14 protein-coding genes are annotated in these 16,913 nt (G+C 70.9%); 4 read left to right on the forward strand and 10 right to left on the reverse strand.

All coding sequences use genetic code 11. The features are described 5' to 3' along the window. Positions 1-5 precede the first annotated feature (5 nt). Positions 6-2,066: a prolyl oligopeptidase family serine peptidase gene (locus ACIQI8_RS26110; RefSeq protein WP_402355064.1), complete on the forward strand. Its 2,061-nt coding sequence runs from the start codon at positions 6-8 to the stop codon at positions 2,064-2,066. Between the two features lie 213 nt (positions 2,067-2,279). Continuing rightward, a complete protein-coding gene (locus tag ACIQI8_RS26115; protein WP_402356021.1) occupies positions 2,280-4,649 on the forward strand; it encodes a M4 family metallopeptidase in 2,370 nt (789 codons plus the stop codon). A gap of 85 nt (positions 4,650-4,734) precedes the next feature. Here the strand turns inward: ACIQI8_RS26115 and ACIQI8_RS26120 are convergent, their stop codons facing one another. From ACIQI8_RS26120 to ACIQI8_RS26130, 3 genes are all read right to left on the reverse strand, one after another. Then, the gene (locus ACIQI8_RS26120; protein ID WP_402356024.1) at positions 4,735-5,907 is read right to left on the reverse strand and encodes a glycoside hydrolase family 64 protein; all 1,173 of its coding nucleotides are present in this window, start codon (positions 5,905-5,907) and stop codon (positions 4,735-4,737) included. A 197-nt stretch (positions 5,908-6,104) separates the two neighbouring features. Beyond that, on the reverse strand, positions 6,105-6,860 hold the full coding sequence (locus ACIQI8_RS26125; RefSeq protein ID WP_402355066.1) for a dienelactone hydrolase family protein: 756 nt from the start codon (positions 6,858-6,860) through the stop codon (positions 6,105-6,107). Between the two features lie 122 nt (positions 6,861-6,982). Further along, entirely contained in the window at positions 6,983-7,603 is a 621-nt protein-coding gene (locus ACIQI8_RS26130; protein WP_185146275.1) for an L-threonylcarbamoyladenylate synthase, read from the reverse strand. 158 nt (positions 7,604-7,761) lie between these two features. On the opposite strand from ACIQI8_RS26130, the gene ACIQI8_RS26135 reads away from it, so the two are divergent. After that, complete coding sequence (locus ACIQI8_RS26135; RefSeq protein ID WP_402355069.1) at positions 7,762-9,291, forward strand: helix-turn-helix domain-containing protein; 1,530 nt, start codon at positions 7,762-7,764, stop codon at positions 9,289-9,291. Positions 9,292-9,427: 136 nt separating this feature from the next. On the opposite strand, the gene ACIQI8_RS26140 is transcribed toward ACIQI8_RS26135, so the two are convergent. The 7 genes from ACIQI8_RS26140 to ACIQI8_RS26170 form a co-directional block, all read right to left on the reverse strand. Then, the gene (locus tag ACIQI8_RS26140; RefSeq protein ID WP_402355071.1) at positions 9,428-10,660 is read right to left on the reverse strand and encodes a cytochrome P450; all 1,233 of its coding nucleotides are present in this window, start codon (positions 10,658-10,660) and stop codon (positions 9,428-9,430) included. After that, positions 10,657-11,895 (reverse strand): cytochrome P450, encoded by a 1,239-nt coding sequence (locus tag ACIQI8_RS26145; protein WP_402355073.1) that lies wholly within the window; start codon positions 11,893-11,895, stop codon positions 10,657-10,659. Before ACIQI8_RS26145 ends, ACIQI8_RS26140 begins: the two co-directional genes overlap by 4 nt. Beyond that, positions 11,892-12,494, reverse strand: a complete 603-nt coding sequence (locus tag ACIQI8_RS26150; protein ID WP_402356027.1) for a GTP-binding protein — start codon at positions 12,492-12,494, stop codon at positions 11,892-11,894. Before ACIQI8_RS26150 ends, ACIQI8_RS26145 begins: the two co-directional genes overlap by 4 nt. Before the next feature lie 163 nt (positions 12,495-12,657). After that, the gene (locus ACIQI8_RS26155; RefSeq protein ID WP_402355075.1) at positions 12,658-13,017 is read right to left on the reverse strand and encodes a DUF742 domain-containing protein; all 360 of its coding nucleotides are present in this window, start codon (positions 13,015-13,017) and stop codon (positions 12,658-12,660) included. After that, positions 13,014-13,436: a roadblock/LC7 domain-containing protein gene (locus ACIQI8_RS26160; RefSeq protein WP_402355077.1), complete on the reverse strand. Its 423-nt coding sequence runs from the start codon at positions 13,434-13,436 to the stop codon at positions 13,014-13,016. Before ACIQI8_RS26160 ends, ACIQI8_RS26155 begins: the two co-directional genes overlap by 4 nt. Then, a complete protein-coding gene (locus tag ACIQI8_RS26165; RefSeq protein ID WP_402355079.1) occupies positions 13,433-14,800 on the reverse strand; it encodes an ATP-binding protein in 1,368 nt (455 codons plus the stop codon). The genes ACIQI8_RS26160 and ACIQI8_RS26165 overlap by 4 nt, the downstream gene beginning before the upstream one ends. A 178-nt stretch (positions 14,801-14,978) precedes the next feature. Beyond that, positions 14,979-15,473 carry a MarR family winged helix-turn-helix transcriptional regulator gene (locus tag ACIQI8_RS26170; protein WP_402355081.1) on the reverse strand — a complete coding sequence of 165 codons (495 nt, stop codon included), beginning with the start codon at positions 15,471-15,473 and terminating at the stop codon, positions 14,979-14,981. A gap of 72 nt (positions 15,474-15,545) precedes the next feature. Here ACIQI8_RS26170 and ACIQI8_RS26175 point away from each other — a divergent pair, with 72 nt between their 5' ends. Then, positions 15,546-16,856 (forward strand): multidrug effflux MFS transporter, encoded by a 1,311-nt coding sequence (locus tag ACIQI8_RS26175; protein WP_402355083.1) that lies wholly within the window; start codon positions 15,546-15,548, stop codon positions 16,854-16,856. Positions 16,857-16,913: the final 57 nt, after the last annotated feature.

A 16,913-nucleotide genomic window follows, 5' to 3' on the forward strand; every position in this document is an offset into this window, starting at 1 on the left:
CGTACGTGCCGATCCCACCTCTCCCCGAACAACTCGTCCGCACCGCACGCTTCACCCACGGCGTCCCCGCCCACCTCGCCATCACTTCCGACGGCAGGACCGTCCTCTTTCTGCGCTCCCGCGCCGGAGACGATCCGCTCACCTGTCTCGGGGCCCTGGACCTCGACTCCGGCACGGAGCGCCTGCTGGCGGACCCGGTGACGTTGAGGCGGCAGAGGTCGACCGGCGTCGGGGCGTACGCCATGAGCCGACGTGGTGACCTGGTCGCCTTCGTCCTGGCGGGGGAGTTGTGGGCGGTGCGCGTCACCGGCGGACCGCCGTGGCGGCTGCCGACGCCCGGCCCGGTGTCCGACCCGCGCCCCGACCCCACGGGACACCGGATCGCCTACGTCAATGGCGGCGCCCTGCGCCTGATGAGCGCCGACGGCATGGCGGATCGAGCCATCGCCGAACCCGACGCCCCCGACGTCGAATTCGGGACCGCTGTACACACCGCGGCCACCGCACCGAACGGCCCCCTCGGCCACTGGTGGTCCCCGGGCGGCACCCAACTCCTCATCGCCCGTACGGACTCCAGTCGCGTCCGCCCCTGGCCCGCACTCGACTCCGAGGCACCCGGACGGCGTTTCGCGGCCGTCGGTACCCCCAATGCCGACGTCACACTCTGGATCGCCGGAGACAACGGCCTGGTGGCACAGGCACGTTGGGACCGAGAGGGGTTCGAGTACGTCGTCGGGGCCGGCTGGGACGAGCACGGGCCCTACGTCGTCGTGCAGTCCCGCGACCAGCGCACGGTCCGATTGCTCTCGATCGACCCCGGCGACGGGCGGACGACAGTCCTGCACGAACAGCGCGACGACCGTTGGGTGCACCTCGTCCCGGGGATCCCCGTCCGTACCGGCTCCGGCGCTCTCCTTGCCCATGCCGATCTGCACGGCACCCGCCGGCTCACCGTCGACGGCGTCCCCGTCACGCCGACCGGGCTCCAACTCCGTTCCGTGCTCGGTGTGGACGGTGACGAGGTGCTGTTCGCCGCGTCCGAGTCCGCCGAGCCCACCGAGGCGCACGTCTACAGCTATGGGCGCACGGCAGGCGTCCTCAGGTTGAGTTCGGGTCCCGCCGTCCACTCCGGCCTGTGCCGCGCCGGCACTCTCGTCGAGGTCGAGCGCGGCGCGGACCGGCCCGATGGGCGGATCCGGGTGCGGCGCAGCGGGAGGCCGACCGTCACGATTTCCTCGTACGCCGAGCAGCCTGTACTCGACGTGCATCCCCTCGGTCTCGTCCTGGGCCCGCGTGAGCTGCGCGCCCGGCTCCATCTGCCCTCCTGGTTTCGGGCGGGGAGCGGTCAACTGCCCGTGCTGGCGGATCCGTACGGGGGTGCGGCCGTACAGCGGGTCACCGCGGAGCTGGACTGGCGGGTGCTGGTGTCGCAGTGGTTCGCCGAGCACGGGTTCGCTGTGCTCGGCGCGGACGGGCGGGGCACTCCCGGGCGTGGGCCGGAGTGGGAGCGTGAGGTCCACGGTGATCTGTTCGGGGCGGCGGTCGAGGACCAGGTCACCGCGGTACGGGAGGCGGGCCGGCTGCATCCGGAGCTCGATCTGGGGCGGGTCGGTGTCCGGGGGTGGTCCTTCGGTGGTTCTCTCGCGGTCGCCGCGGTGCTGCGTCGCCCGGACGTCTTCCACGCCGCCGTCGCCGGGGCGGGCGTCACCGACCAGCGGTTGTACAACGCCCATTGGCGTGAGCGGAGTCTCGGTCATCCCGACCGGTTTCCGGAGCGGTACGAGGCCTGCTCGCTCGTGCGGGACGCGCCTCGTCTCCTACGGCCGTTGCTGCTGATGCACGGCCTCGACGATCGCAACGTTCCGCCGCTCAACACGGTGCGTCTGTCCGACGCGCTTCGGGAGGCCGGGCGTCCGCATGAGGTGTTTCTGATGCCGGGCGTCGGTCATCAGCCGATCGGAAGTCCGGTTACGGGTCGGCTGATGAGCCGTCAGATTCGTTTCCTGCAACGGCACTTGGGTGGACAAGGGGTCGTCCCTCTGTCTCCGCGCGGCGCAGAGGGATAACCCTCGATTGTCCCCGACCGTGCTGACATGCCTCGGTCAAGCCTGCCATCCTCCCCCCAACTGCGGCACGTACCCCCCACGTTCTCTCCACGCAGTCTCGGTCCCGCACAGCTCGGCTCGTCCCGGTCAGCACACCCGGCTGCCCGGTCTGTCCGGCCGCCCCACGCGGCCACCGCAGTAGGAGAACGAGTGAGACGCATCGCCCGCAAGCGGATGGCGGTAGGAGCCCTGGTCTCCACCGCAGCCTTCCTCGCCGTCGGCATCCAGTCGGTTCCGGCGAACGCGAAGCCCGCTGCCCCCCACCCCAGCCCTCTGCGCACCGGTGGTCTGGAGGCCAAGCTCACCCCGGCCCAGCACACCGCGCTGATCAGGAGCGCGGCACAGAAGACCACCGCGACGGCCCGCACGATCGGCCTCGGCGCCCAGGAGAAACTGGTCGTCAAGGACGTCGTCAAGGACAACGACGGCACCCTCCACACCCGCTACGAGCGGACCTTCGCCGGCCTGCCCGTCCTGGGCGGCGACCTCGTGGTGCACACCCCGCCCGCCGCCGAGGCCACCGGCACCGTGAGCACGACGTTCAACAGCAAGCGCAGCGTGAAGGTCGCCTCCACGACGGCGACCGTCACCAAGGCGTCCGCCGAGACCAAGGCCCTGAAGGCGGCCAAGTCCCTCGCCGCCGACAAGCCCACCACCGACAGCGCGCGCAAGGTCGTCTGGGCGGGCAGCGGCACCCCGAAGCTCGCCTGGGAGACGGTGGTCGGCGGTCTGCAGGACGACGGCACGCCCAGCCAGCTGCACGTCATCACCGACGCCACCAGCGGTGCGGAGCTCTACCGCTACCAGGGCATCAAGACCGGCACCGGCAACACGCAGTACAGCGGCACGGTCACGCTGAACACCACGCTGTCGGGTTCGACGTACCAGCTGTACGACACCACGCGCGGCGGCCACAAGACGTACAGCCTCAACAACGGCACCTCGGGGACCGGAACCCTGATGACGGACGCCGACGACGTCTGGGGTACCGGGGCAGGCTCCAACACCCAGACCGCCGGTGCGGACGCGGCCTACGGCGCCCAGACCACGTGGGACTTCTACAAGAACACCTTCGGTCGCAGCGGCATCAAGAACGACGGCGTGGCCGCCTACTCGCGCGTCCACTACAGCACGGCCTACGTCAACGCCTTCTGGGACGACAGCTGCTTCTGCATGACGTACGGCGACGGCACGAGCAGCACGCACGCGCTCACCTCGCTGGACGTGGCCGGGCACGAGATGAGCCACGGCGTCACCTCCAACACCGCCGGGCTCAACTACACCGGTGAGTCGGGCGGGTTGAACGAGGCGACCTCCGACATCTTCGGCACCGGCGTCGAGTTCTACGCGAACAACTCCTCGGACGTCGGTGACTACCTCATCGGCGAGAAGATCAACATCAACGGCGACGGCACGCCGCTGCGTTACATGGACGAGCCCGACAAGGACGGCGGCTCCGCCGACAGTTGGTACTCCGGCGTCGGCAACCTCGACGTGCACTACTCGTCCGGTCCCGCGAACCACATGTTCTACCTGCTCTCCGAGGGCAGTGGCACCAAGACGATCAACGGCGTCACCTACAACAGCCCGACCTCCGACGGCGTCGCCGTCGCCGGCATCGGCCGGGCCGCGGCCCTGCAGATCTGGTACAAGGCGCTGACGACGTACATGACGTCCAGCACCACCTACGCCCAGGCCCGCACCGCCGCGCTGAACGCCGCCGGGGCGCTGTACGGCACCAGCTCCGCCCAGTACGCCGGAGTCGGAAACGCCTTCGCCGGCATCAACGTCGGCAGCCACATCACCGTGCCGACCACCGGCGTCACGGTCACCAACCCGGGCAGCCAGTCCTCCACCGTCGGTACCGCGGTGAGCCTGCAGATCTCGGCCAGCAGCACCAACAGCGGCACCCTGACCTACGCCGCGACCGGCCTGCCCACCGGCCTGTCGATCAGCTCGACGGGCGCCATCACCGGCACCCCGACCGCGGCCGGCACCTACAGCACCACCGTCACGGTGACCGACAGCACCGGAGCCACCGGGACCGCCGCCTTCACCTGGACCGTGAGCTCCAGCGGTGGCGGAAGCTGCACCTCGACCCAGCTCCTGGGCAACCAGGGCTTCGAGTCCGGCAACACCACCTGGACCGCCACCAGCGGGGTCGTCACCAATGACAGCGGCGAGGCCGCCCGCACCGGCTCCTACAAGGCCTGGCTGGACGGCTACGGATCCACCCACACCGACACACTCTCCCAGTCGGTGACCATCCCCAGCGGCTGCACGGGGACCACGTTCACCTTCTACCTCCACATCGACACGGCCGAGACCACCACCAGCACTCAGTACGACAAGCTGACGGTCACCGCCGGGTCCACCACCCTGGCCACCTACTCCAACCTCAACGCGGCCTCCGGCTACGTCCAGAAGTCCTTCAGCCTGTCGGGCTTCGCGGGCACCACGGTCGCCCTGAAGTTCTCCGGCGTCGAGGACTCCTCGCTCCAGACCAGCTTCGTCATCGACGACACCGCGGTGACCACCAGCTGACCGGCACCGGCACGGTTCGAGGCCTCACCCCGCGCAGTGCGGGGTGAGGCCTCGGCCGTCGGTCACAACTCTCGTTCGGAACCGTCTAGTTGAAGGGGTCCAGCGTCAGGTTCGCCTGCTGCGGGTTCCCGTCGTGGACCAGGGACTCCTGGTTGCCCACGTCGTCGAAGGCGAACGCGTAGGCCTTGCCGTCCGCCATCTGCGCGTGGATCTTGCGCGCGTAGTGGTTGGTCACCGAGTCCAGGTAGAAGTTCGCCGTGCTCGTGTCCGGCTGGTTGGGATTGACCAGGAGCGTGGAGCGGTTGAAGCCCGCGCACAGCGTGCGGGAAATCGGGCCGCGCACCAGGTCGTTGGGCGCGTCGAGGTACTTGTAGCAGCCGAAGATGCTGGCCGCGTCCGGTTTCTGGAAGCTGGTGACGACCGCGCCCGAACTGTTGGTGAAGTTCATGACGTTGCCCGACACCCGGCCGAAGTACTTCGTGTTCGGCTGGTCGGCGAACGGGGTGACCGTGAGGTTCGTCGTCGCGTACTTCGTCCATACGCGGTTGATGTAGTCGTTCATCACGGTGGCGGGCAGGGCGCCCGTCTCCAGCCCGTACGTGGGTGACAGTGCCCGCAGCACGGTGCCGTCGGACCGGGTCTGGATCAGGTTCGCCCAACCGCCCGGCTGACCGCGCAGGGCGGTGAAGAACCCGTTGTAGCCACCCGACTTGAGGTGACCGGTGGTCAAGGTGCTCCCGTCGGCGCGCTGCACACCTACCGCGTAGGGCGCGGAGAACATGTCCACCTGGGTGCTGTTGATCCACAGGCCGGAGTCGTTGAGCGTGTACTCGGACCAGTTGAAGAGGATGTTGCGGTTCGGGTCGGTCGGGTTCTGCACCGCGGGCTGTACCAGTCCGCCCGTGGTCAGCTTGAAGACGAGCTTCTGTCCGTAGGAGAAGTAGATCCGGCCGGAGAACTTCGGGATCCGGATGGTCTTCGTCTGCCCGTTGGCGGGACCCGCGATGGAGGCGTCGGGAGCCGGTGTCGGCGGATTGCCGCCGGCCGGCCAGGCGTGGAAGGTGCCGTTCGCGTCCGCCCAGCCCTGCTGCCCCGTACTCAGCAGGGTGCCCAGGGTGTAGACGTAGACCGCGTCACCGCGGCCGGAGTTGTTGGTGAGCTTCAAAGGGATCGTGGCGGGCACCGCCGCGTCCGCGGACGACGGCGTGATGACGGTGAGGACCGCGCCGAGCAGCGCGGCCGCCACGGCCGGCGCCATGATCCGGCGAGTGAGCTTTCTGAGCACGCTCCACCTCCGTGTGGGGGTCACTGGGGGAGATTGGTCCGTACCTGTTTCTGAGAGCGCTCTCAAAGTGACACCGCGATTGCGTGCATGTCAACGGCCGGAACATTCAAATACGCGTCGGCGCCCGCGGATTGCGTTCCGCGGGCGCCGACGGGTGGCGGAGAAGCGCGTCAGAAGGTGCGGTCGAGGAGGTCGAGCAGTGCCGCCCAGTGCCGCTCGTCGCCCTCCTTGTTGTAGGAGGAGGTGTCCGCCTGGGTGTAGCCGTGGTGCGCGCCGGGGTAGACCTCGCAGGTGTGCCGTACGCCCGCCGCGGTGAGCGCGTCCTCAAGCCGCTGCTGCTGCTCGGGCGGGAGCGACTGGTCCTCGTCGGCGTGGCCGAAGTACAGCTCGGCGGTGACGTGTTCGGCCACCAGGTGCGGGCTGTCGGGCGTGTCCGTCGCCAGGCGTCCGCCGTGGAAACCGGCCGCCGCCGCGACCCGGTCCGGGTAGGTGCCGGCGGTGAACAGGGCCAGCCGGGCGCCCATGCAGTAGCCGGTCAGGGCGACCGGGCCGTCGGTGACGAGCGGGGAGTCGGCCAGCCAGCGCAGGTAGGCGTCCGCGTCCCGCATGGCCAGTTCGGGCGTCAGGGCCTGCATCGCCGGCATGATCTGCTCGAAGATCTCCGGCCGCGCCGACGGGTCGATGAACTCCGGCAGGTCGAAGACCGGCGTACGGCCGCTCCGGTAGAACACGTTCGGGACGAGCACCGTGTAGCCGGCCGCGGCGAGCCGGTCGGCCATCGACTTCAGGTGCGGGCGGATGCCGAAGGCGTCCTGGTACAGCAGGACGCCCGGGTGGGGGCTGCCGTCGTCGGGGTGGGCCAGATAGGCGTCGGCGACGCCGTCCGCGGTGGTGATGTCCACGTCTGATCCCTGTACGGAGGTCATGGGGGCTGCCTCTCTGCGCGGTGGTCGCAAGTGACCGGGCGGCCTGACGGGCCGGTTCATGGTCATCGTTGCACGCACCATCCACCCGCCCGAGGCGACCCCCGCCGTCGGCGCGAGCGGCCTCACTCGAAGCGTGAGGTGTCCCCGGCCCCCTTGCGGATGATCTCCGCCTCGCCACCGGAGAAGTCGATGACGGTCGTCGGTTCGGTGCCGCAGTCCCCGGAGTCGACGACCGCGTCCAGCACGTGGTCGAGGCGGTCCTTGATCTCCCAGCCCTGCGTCATCGGTTCCTCCTCGTCGGGCATCAGGAGGGTGCTGGACAGCAGCGGCTCGCCGAGTTCGGCGAGCAGGGCCTGGGTGACGACGTGGTCGGGGATGCGCACGCCGACCGTCTTCTTCTTGGGGTGCTGCAGCATGCGCGGCACCTCCTTCGTCGCCGGCAGGATGAAGGTGTAACTGCCCGGCGTGGACGCCTTGATGGCGCGGAACACGTCGTTGTCGATCCGTACGAACTGACCCAGCTGCGCGAAGTCCTGGCACACGAGGGTGAAGTGGTGCCGGTCGTCCAGGTGCCGGATGGTCCGGATCCGGTCGATGCCGTCACGGCTGCCGAGCCGGCAGCCGAGCGCGTAACAGGAGTCGGTCGGGTAGGCGACCAGCCCGTCGGAGCGGATGATGTCGGCGACCTGCGAGATGGTGCGCGGCTGCGGGTTGTCGGGGTGCACGTCGAAGTACTTGGCCATTCGTCGAGCTTAGGGCGTGCCCCGGCGGCCGGCTGCCGGGGACATCCCGTCGGTCGCAGACCGCGACCGGCACAGAACGGTGAGGTAACGTCCCCGACCGAAACGCCGGGGCCGATCCGGTGGACCTGAAGGACGAGACGAACCGGGAGAAGGCCGGGATGGCAGGCCGAGAGGACGGGGGCCGTCCCGCGGACGGGACGGACGTCGACGGTGCGGCATGGGCGCGGGAGCTGCTCGACCATCTGCGGCCGGGCGGAGGGGACCTGAGCAGGGTCGTCGCGTGGCTCGCGGACGCCGTACGGGGGACGGCCTGCCTGGAGGACGGCGCGGGCAACCTGCTCGCGGGCACCCGGATCCCGCTGAACCGGCAGCTCGTCGCGGACCTCGTCACCGGCCGGCTCGCCTCCGCGGCCTGGGAGGACGCCGGCCGCCACCAGCGTCTTGTCCGTGTCGCGTCCACGGACCCCGGCACGGCGGCCGTGCTCGCCGTCTGCCGCACGGCACCCTTCGACCGGCGGACCTCCGACATCGTCGGCCGCACCGCCCAGGTGGTCGAACTGCTGCTCAGGGCGCGTGAGACGACAGCGGCCGACCGGCGGCTGGCCCGTGCCACCTCCGACCTGCGCCTGGCCATACTGCAACTGCTGATGGTGGAGGACACCGTCTCCGCCCGCCGGGTGGCCTCGGGCCTGTGGCCCGGGCTGCTCGACACCGACTCCGCGTGCGTGTACGTCCTGGAGGGGCCGGCGGAGGAGCGCGACCGGATCGCCGAGGAGTGTCTGGACGCGACGGCCGAGCACGCGCTCGTCGTGCGCTGCCCCGCGACGGACGAGCACGTCATCGTCGTCACCCCGCGCGACGCCGCCCGCCGGGAGCTGCGGTCCGTGACCGACCGGCGGTCGACCACGTTCCTCGGCGGCAGCGTCCCGCACAGCCTCGCCCGTACGGCGACCGCGTACGGCCAGGCCGTCAGCGCCCTCGCCGTCGCCCGCTTCCGCCCGGACAAGCAGGCCGTGTACGCCGAACGCACCCACCCCGAGCGGCTGATGGACCCGGACACGCTGCACGGCTGGACGGCCGCAGTGCTGCGCCCGCTCGACGCGCTGGCCCACCACACCCACGCCGAACTCCTCGCCACCACCCGGCTCGGCCTGGAGTTCACCGCCGTCAGCGCCGCGAAGATCCTCGGTGTCAGCCGCAACACCGTCCGCGCCCGGATGGAGCGCGTGGAGGCGCTGCTGCACGCGGACTTCAGCGATCTCACCGTCCGCGCCGTCGTCCATCTCGCCCTCAACTCCCAGGTGGGCCTTGCCGACGAGCCACGGCCGTCGCCCTCCACGGCGGGCGGCGACCGACTCGGCGACCTGCTCGCCGGACCGGCTCTGCGCGCGTGGGCGCACGACCTGCTCGGCCGCCTGGATCCGGACGCCCGCGGCCTGCGCCGCACCCTGTGCGCCTGGATCGACGCCGGCGGCAACGCCGAGCGGGCCGCCCACGCGCTGGGCATGCACCCGCAGACGGTCCGCGATCACGTACGCAGCGCCGAACCCGTTCTGGAACGCCAGTTGCTGGCCGGTGGCAGCGATCTCTACGAGGTCGTTCTCGCCCATCTGGCCCTCGGTGAGCTCGAACCGCCCGCCCTGCACCGGACAGAACCGGACCATCCGGGCTCACCTGTGCACAGGTGAGCCCCGCGCGCGCCGCAGAGGGCATGGGCACGATTCACACCGTATGGGTACCGCGCGTAAGTTCGACGCACCGCGGGAGGCACGACCGGAACGGGGGACCGGTCGGGCCGCCCGCGTCCCGGTTCCCGGTCCTTGCTCAGGGCCGCAGCCGCACCGGTACTTCCTGCCAGCCGAACGCGATGAACGACGGCACCTGCCGCAACTCGTCGGCGTCCACGGCGAGGCGCACATCCGGGAAGCGGTCGAAGAACGCGGGCAGGGCGGTGAGGGCTTCCACCCGGGCGAGCGGTGCGCCGACGCACCGGTGCACGCCGATCCCGAACGCCATGTGGTCGTCCGCCCCGCGTGCCGCGTCGAAGACGGCCGCGTCCGGCCCGTAGTGCGCCGGGTCGAGACCGGCGGCGGCGTACGTCGTGATGATGGCGTCACCGGCGGGGATCGTCACGCCGTCGACCGTGATGTCCTCGACGGCGTAGCGCAGCGGCAGCGAGGCGATGGACGGATGCACGCGCAGTGTCTCCTCGACGACCGCGTCCCAGCCGACCTTCCCGGACCGCACCGCGGCCAACTGCTCCGGCTGCCGGAGCAGCGCGACCACGGCGTTGCAGATCAGGTTGACGGTGGTCTCGAAGCCGGCGCCGATGACCAGCAGCAGCGTGTACAGCAGCTCCTCGTCGTCGAGCCGGTCGCCGTCCTCGTCGCGCACCCGGATCAGCTCGGTGGTCAGGTCGTCCCCGGGATGTTCGGTGCGGTGCGCGATCAGCGCGGGCAGCACCGTGCCGATCTGCCGCTGCACGGACTGCGCGTGCGCCGGGGTCGGGTCGGAGGTGTCCATGATGGCGGCGATCATCCGCCCGGTGTCGGCCGTCAACTCATCGGGCACGCCGAACAGTTCGCAGATCATCCGCATCGGCAGCGGGTACCCCAGCAGGGCGCGTACGTCGACCGGCTCGCCGTCCGCGCCGGCCTCCGCCAGCGTGTCGAGAAGTTCGGCGGTGATCGCCTCCACCCGGGGCCGCATCGCCTCGGTGCGCCGTTGCGTGAAGCTCGGTGCCACCAGTTTGCGCAGCCGGGCGTGGTCGACGCCGTAGGTGTTGAGCATGTTGATCACGCCGACCCAGACCAGGATCCAGCCCCAGGAGGGGTGTTCGTCGATCTCGGGCCACAACTTCCAGTGCAGCCGGGGGTCCTTGCTGACCCGTGGGTCGAGGATCAGTTCCTTGAGGGTGTCGTAACCGGTCGGCGCCCAGGCCGGGATGGAGCCCGGCAGCTCGACGGGCACGATCGGGCCGATCGAGCGCAGCCGCTCGATCTCACCGGGGATGTCGGTGCCTAACGGGTCGAGGGCGATGCGGTCGGTCACGGTCATGTCGGATCTCCAGGCTGGTCGGGGGAGCGGGGAGTGAACCGGACGGGCAACGCGGTGAGCGAGCGGTGGAACGGGCCCGGCCGCCAGCTGAGTCGCTCGCGCGGCAGGACCGGATCCAGGTCGGGCAGCCACTGGGTGAGCCTTTCGATCGCCTCCGTGGCGATGAGCAGCGTGTGCTGCTTGACCGGACAGGCGTGCGGGCCCGCCGACCAGGACAGATGGGAGGCGTCCTTCGGGTGCCGGCCGGTGGCGACCTCCTGTTCGGCGAAGTGCGCGAGCGCCCCGTACGAGATGACCACGGGTACGGCCGCGCGGATCCAGGCCCCGTGGAAGGTCAGGGGCTCACGGGCGAAGTGGACGCCGTAGTTGGCGAGCGGTGTCTCGTGGTGCAGCACTTCCACCACCGCGTCCATCACGGGGCGGGCGCCGCCGGTGAGGGTGGAGTAGTACAGCGAGTGGCCCAGGATGCGGGAGAGCGCGTTGGACACCAGGTTCGCGGTCGGCTCGTGCCCGGCGCCGAGGGTGAGGAACACCTGCCAGGCGACCTCCTCAGGGGTCAGCCCGGCCGGATGGTCAAGGAGCCAGCTCGGCAGATCGTCGCCGCGCAGTGCGGCCTTGGTCTCGATGAGTTCCAGTACGTAGCCGCCGAACTCGGCCTCGCCCGCGGCCGCTTGGTCGCCGCCCTCCATCATCTTGCCCAACGCGGCGTTGAGCCGGTCGCTCTGGCTGTCCGGCAGCCCGAAGAGGCTGTTGAAGACCAGTGCCATCAGCGGCCGGGCGAACTCGCCCACCAGATCGGCCTCACCGCGCGGCCCGATCCGGTTCACCAGCAGCCGTACCGCCCGGTGCACCAGTGCCCGCAGATCGTGCGGCTCGATCCGGTCGAAGGTGTCGATCAGCGAGGACCGGTAGCGGACGTGCGCCGCGCCGTCGGCGAACAGCGAGTTGGGCCGCCAGCGCATCATGCCGAGCACCGGCGAGTCGTCCGCGACCGTCGTCTCCCACGCCCGCGGGTCGTGTGAGAACGTCTCCTCGTCGTGCAGCAGGTCCAGCGCGGCCCGCCGCTCCGTCACGACGTACGCGGGCACGCCCGGCGCCAACTCTGCCCAGCCGACCGGGCCTTGTGCGCGCAGGGTGTCGTAGTAGCGGTACGGGTCCAGGGCGAAGCCGTCCTCCCACAGGCGCACCGGCGCCGAGAGGTCGAAGTCCTGCTGGTCGGGGGGATAGGTGGTCACCGGTGCTCCGATGGGTCGCGGTCGATGAGGTGGTGGACCAGGGCGAGCAGCGCGTCGAGGGAGGAGCCGGCGTCACGCGCGTCGCACGTCACCATCGGCGTCGTCGGATCCAGGTCGAGCGCGGCCCGCAACTGTGCGTCGGTGTGGTGGCGGGGCGAGTCGGGAAAGGCGTTGAAGGCGACCGCGTACGGCAGTCCGGACTCCTCCATCAGCCCCAGCACGTCGAACGACGCGTCGATCCGCCGGCTGTCGACCAGCACGAGCGCCCCCAGCGCCCCGTACGCGATGTCGTCCCACAAGGCCCGGAACCGCTCCTGCCCGGGCGTGCCGAACAGATACAGCACGACCCCGTCCGGCAGGCTGATCCGCCCGAAGTCGACGGCCACCGTGGTCGTCGACTTCTCCCGCACCCCGTCCAGGTCGTCCACCTGAGCGGACGCCTCGGTCAGTTGCTCCTCGGTGTGCAGCGGCCGGATCTCGGACACCGAGTCGATGAGGGTCGTCTTGCCCACCCCGAACGGACCCGCGACCAGGATCTTCACCAAGTCGCGTGCACTGTCGGGGAGATGGACGGCGCCAGGGCCTGCCCGGCGGATCATGCCGGCGTCGCGGGGTCTGGCACGCACATCTGCGGCGTTGTCGTCACTCGCCATGGCTCCGTCATGACTCCCTCCTCCGCCTTGCGGCTGCACGCACCAGACCCCGCTCGGGTCGGCCAAGGCGCACCGCACCGCACAGCCGGCCTGATCCGCCGGACAGGCCCTAGTGCTTGAGGGCGCGGAGGCCATCGGCCACTCTCTTCAGCAGGTCGGGGTCGAAGCGGTCGGCCGCCGGGATCGGCGCGCGGGACAACAGCAGGCCGCGGTCGATCAGGTCCGCGGCCAGCACCCGCACGGCGGAGACCGGCAGCCGCAGCAGGGCGGCGGTCTCCACCACGGTCAGCGAGCCGCCGGCCAGGACGTCCAGCAGGGCGAACCCGGCCGCGGGCAGTTCGGCCGGGGCGGGCGGGCCCGCGGCGGTGAGGACCGACAACCGCTCCAGATGCGAGCGACTGGGCCGGGCCACACCGCCGGTCGACAGATACGCGGGTACCAGGGGACGGCCGCCACGGCGGCCTGTCATGCCGGCGCGCCGCCGTCGGCTCCTCGGGGCCCTGCGGACATCGCCTTCTCGCCCAGCTTCGCCACCTGGGAGTGCACCCGGTGCGCCAGCAGGTCCAGGCGCACCTCGCCGTCCCCGTAGGCGGCCACACATGTGCCGTGGTCCGTGGGCACGATGAGCACGTATCCGAGGTCCGTCTCGATCACCACCTGCCGCACCTCGGCCTGATCCCGGTCGGCGAAGGCGGCCGCCGCGGTACGGGCCGCCCCCTGTACGGTGCCGGTGATGGCCGCCACCCGCTCGGCCGACGCCTGCGACAGCGCGTCGGTGTAGCCGGACACCAGCCCGTCCCGGGTCAGCAGCACGGCGGCCACCACATGCGGCACCTCCAGGATCGGATCGAGCACCCACGCGTGCTCGCCTGTCTCGCGGCTGGTCATTGAGCCGCTCCCCCTTCGAAGTCGGTCTGATCGATGTCGTCCCCGGTCCGTGCCGCCGCGGTACCGGTCTGCAGCGCGCCCAGCGCCGCGGCCGAGTCCGCCGGGCGCCGCACCGCCCGCTTCTTCGCAGCCGCCCCCTCGCCGGACGCCCGCACACGGCGGCGGCGCTGCGGCAACTCGCCCGCTTCACGCGGGCCTTGATGCCCTGATACGGCGGGGGAGGCGCCGTCTTCGTCCTCGGCGCCGAACCCGTGCGCGGCGTCGGACACCGTCGGCCCGCCGCCGGCCGGCTTCCGCGTCGAGCGCGACGCACTGGCCGCAGGCGGCCGCTCGACCGGGTCGACACGGCTCAGCAGATGGCTCTCGACCCGCAGGACCGCGCGCACACCCCCGTACGCGGAGGGCGAGGACACGTCGACGCCCAGGTCGAACTGCCGGGTCAGCTGGCCGATCGCGGCGAATCCCATGCGCGGCGGATCGCCGAGGTCGGTGAGCAGCACGGGCTCGGAGCCGGCCACCAGCCGCTGGGCGCGGGCGCGTTCGTCCTGCGTCATGCCGACGCCCGCGTCGTCGACCGTGACGCACACGCCGTGATGCACGTGCTCCAGGTTGACCACGACGTCGGTGTCCGGCGCGGAGTGCCTGAGCGCGTTGTCCAACAGCTCGGCGACGATGATCGCGACCGGTTCCACCGCGTGCGACACCAACGCGGTGCCCGCCTCCAGATGGTTGTTGACGCGCACCCGGTGGTAGCCCGAGAGCCGGGCCTGGCCGCCGGTCACCGCGTCCACCAGGTGCGACTCCTCGCGGGCCAGCCCCACCCACGCTCCGCACACCACCGCGGCCACCTGAGCGCGCCGCAGCGACTGCTCGTTCTCGTGGTCGAGTTGGAAGAGGGTCTGCGCCAACTCCGGGTCGTCGTAGTCCTGTTGCAGTTTCCGCAGGGCGTCCTGCAGCCGGTACAGGGCCGCCTGGATCTCCCGGGTGGCGCCCCGCATGCCGGCCTGTGCCGCCGCGTCGATCCGGGTGCGCTGCGCGACGAGCTCGGCGCGCAGCGACCGCAGGACGCCCTCCAGACCGATGCCGAGCGGCGACGAGCTGGTCCGCGGCTGCAGCGGCCCGGGAACCAGCACGTTCGGATGCGTCAGCTGCCGGGCGGCGGCGGGCACGCGCTGCGCCGCGAGGTGCTCGACCTCGGAGGTGAACGTCTGCAGCACGCCGTCGAGTTGGCCGCGCAACCGGGCGGTCTCCGCGCGCTGCTCGGCCAGTCGGCGTCGTGCGCGCAGCAGTCCACCGCCGAGGGCGAGCGCGGACAGCGTGCCGAGGGCGAGACCGCCTGCGGCCAGGTCCGGTAATTCGATCATCGAATCGGTTCCAGGGGGAAGTCGGGCAGGGGTGAGTCCGCGTCCCCTCGGGGAGGCATGCGCAGCACAGTACACACAGTCATCGATCGATCTCGCACGGTTGAACGAGACTTCGCTTCGAAACTTCCCGCACCCGTTCGCTTCTGTGTGAAGTGTCTGAATTGCCGTGCGGGTTACGTCAGTTGCGGCCCCCGGGCCCCTCCATGACCTCCACGAGTCGCCCGAGCGCCTTGAGGACCCACTCCCGGTCCTCGCCGAGCCCCTTCAGGAGGGCGACCTCGGCCGCGAGTTGGCGGGGAAAGAACTCATCGACGGCCTTCGCGCCGGCCGGGGTGATGGTGACCAGCGCCGCGCGCCGGTCGGCGGGATTGGGGGTGCGGGCGATGAAGCCGCGCTTCTCCAGCTTCGCGAGGGTCTTGCTGACGCCGGCGCGCGAGAGGCCGAGACCGTCGGCCAGACCGCGGGCGATCATCGGGTCCTTCGCGTGCCGGAGGGGGATGAGCATGTCGACCTCCGGCGCGGTGAGCGGGGCGCCCGCGTAGAGGGGTTCGACGGCGTGGGCGAGCAGGCCGGTGACGTGTTTCAGGAGACCCACCAGCTCCATGGGGGAGGTGTCGAGTTCGGGGTGGTGCTCGGTCCACTGTGCGCGGATCTCGGCGGGGGTGGAGGGCATGCGGCTCGTGTTCTCGCTTCCGGGGTGTCGCCACTATTTGTTAACCGGTGAATCATCGGTTACCTTTTCTCCATGGTATCGCCGTCCCCCTCCTCTGGCGCATCCTCACGCGCCCCCGTCGCAGTCACTTCCTCGCCGGGATCCGATCCGTCCCGGCGATCCGCGATCGCGCTGATCGCGGTCCTGAGCGCCCTGACCGCGGTGGCCCCGCTCGCCATCGACATGTACGTCCCCGGCTTCCCCGAGCTGGGGGACTCGCTCGGAGCGGGCAGTTCCGCCGTGCAGCTGACCATGACCGCCTTCCTCGCGGGACTCGTCGTGGGCCAACTCCTGATCGGCCCGATCAGTGACGGACTGGGCCGACGCAGGCTCCTGACCGGCGGCGCGATCGCCTTCATAGTCTTCTCCCTCGCCTGTGCCGCCGCACCGAACATCGCCGTCCTGACCGGCGCCCGCTTCCTTCAAGGCCTGGCCGGAGCGGCGGGCATGGTGCTGGCCCGAGCCGTCCTCACCGACCGCTTCCACGGGCCCGAACTGCCGCGCTACTTCGCTGTGTTGTCCCAGATCATGGGCGTCGCGCCGATCGCCGCACCCGTGATCGGCGGAGCACTCCTGGCCGTGTCCACCTGGCGCGCGGTGTTCGTCGCCCTCGCGGTACTGGGCGCCCTGCTGGTCCTCGGCGTGGTGCGCGGTGTCCCGGAGTCCCTGCCGCCAGAGCGGCGGCACGGCGGCGGTGTGCCGAGCACCTTCCGCGCGATGGGGAGCCTGCTGGCCGACCGCACCTTCATGGGCTACGTCCTCGTCCTGGCGATGGTCTCGGCGGCGCTGTTCGCCTACGTCAGCGGCTCCAGCTTCGTCTTCGAGAACCTGCACGGCGTCTCCTCGACGACGTACTCCCTCATCTTCGCGAGCAACGCCGTCGGCATGCTGATCTCCGGCGCCGCCTTCTCCCAACTGGCCTCGCGCGTCGGCCTGAACGCGCTGCTCACCGCGGGTGTCGTCATCACGGCGCTCGGCGCCGTGGCCCAGGTGCTGCTGGTGTCGACCGCGGGTGAGACCCTGGCGGGCACCTGGGCGACGCTGTTCGTCACCGTCCTCGGCATCGGCCTGGTCATTCCCTCGACGATGGCCATCGGCCAGACCCTCGGCCGCGGCGCCCACGGTGCCGCCTCCGCACTCCTGGGCGGCTTCCAGTTCTTCTTCGGCGCCCTGGCTTCACCCCTGGTCGGTCTCTTCGGAGAGGACAGTTCCCTGCCCATGGCCGTCATCATGCTGATCGCCGCCGGCGCGGCGGGGGTCGCGCTGGTCCTGCTCGCCCGGCCGTGGCTGGGGAACGGCGAGCCGACGGCGGTCGAGCCGGGCAGAGCCGACCGCTCTTCGTAGGGAGGTGGTGGTCAGGGGCGAGGCGGAGTCGGCCGGGCGGCGCGATGACACCTCGAA

The organism is Streptomyces sp. NPDC092369, assembly GCF_044755245.1.
Lineage (GTDB): Bacteria > Actinomycetota > Actinomycetes > Streptomycetales > Streptomycetaceae > Streptomyces.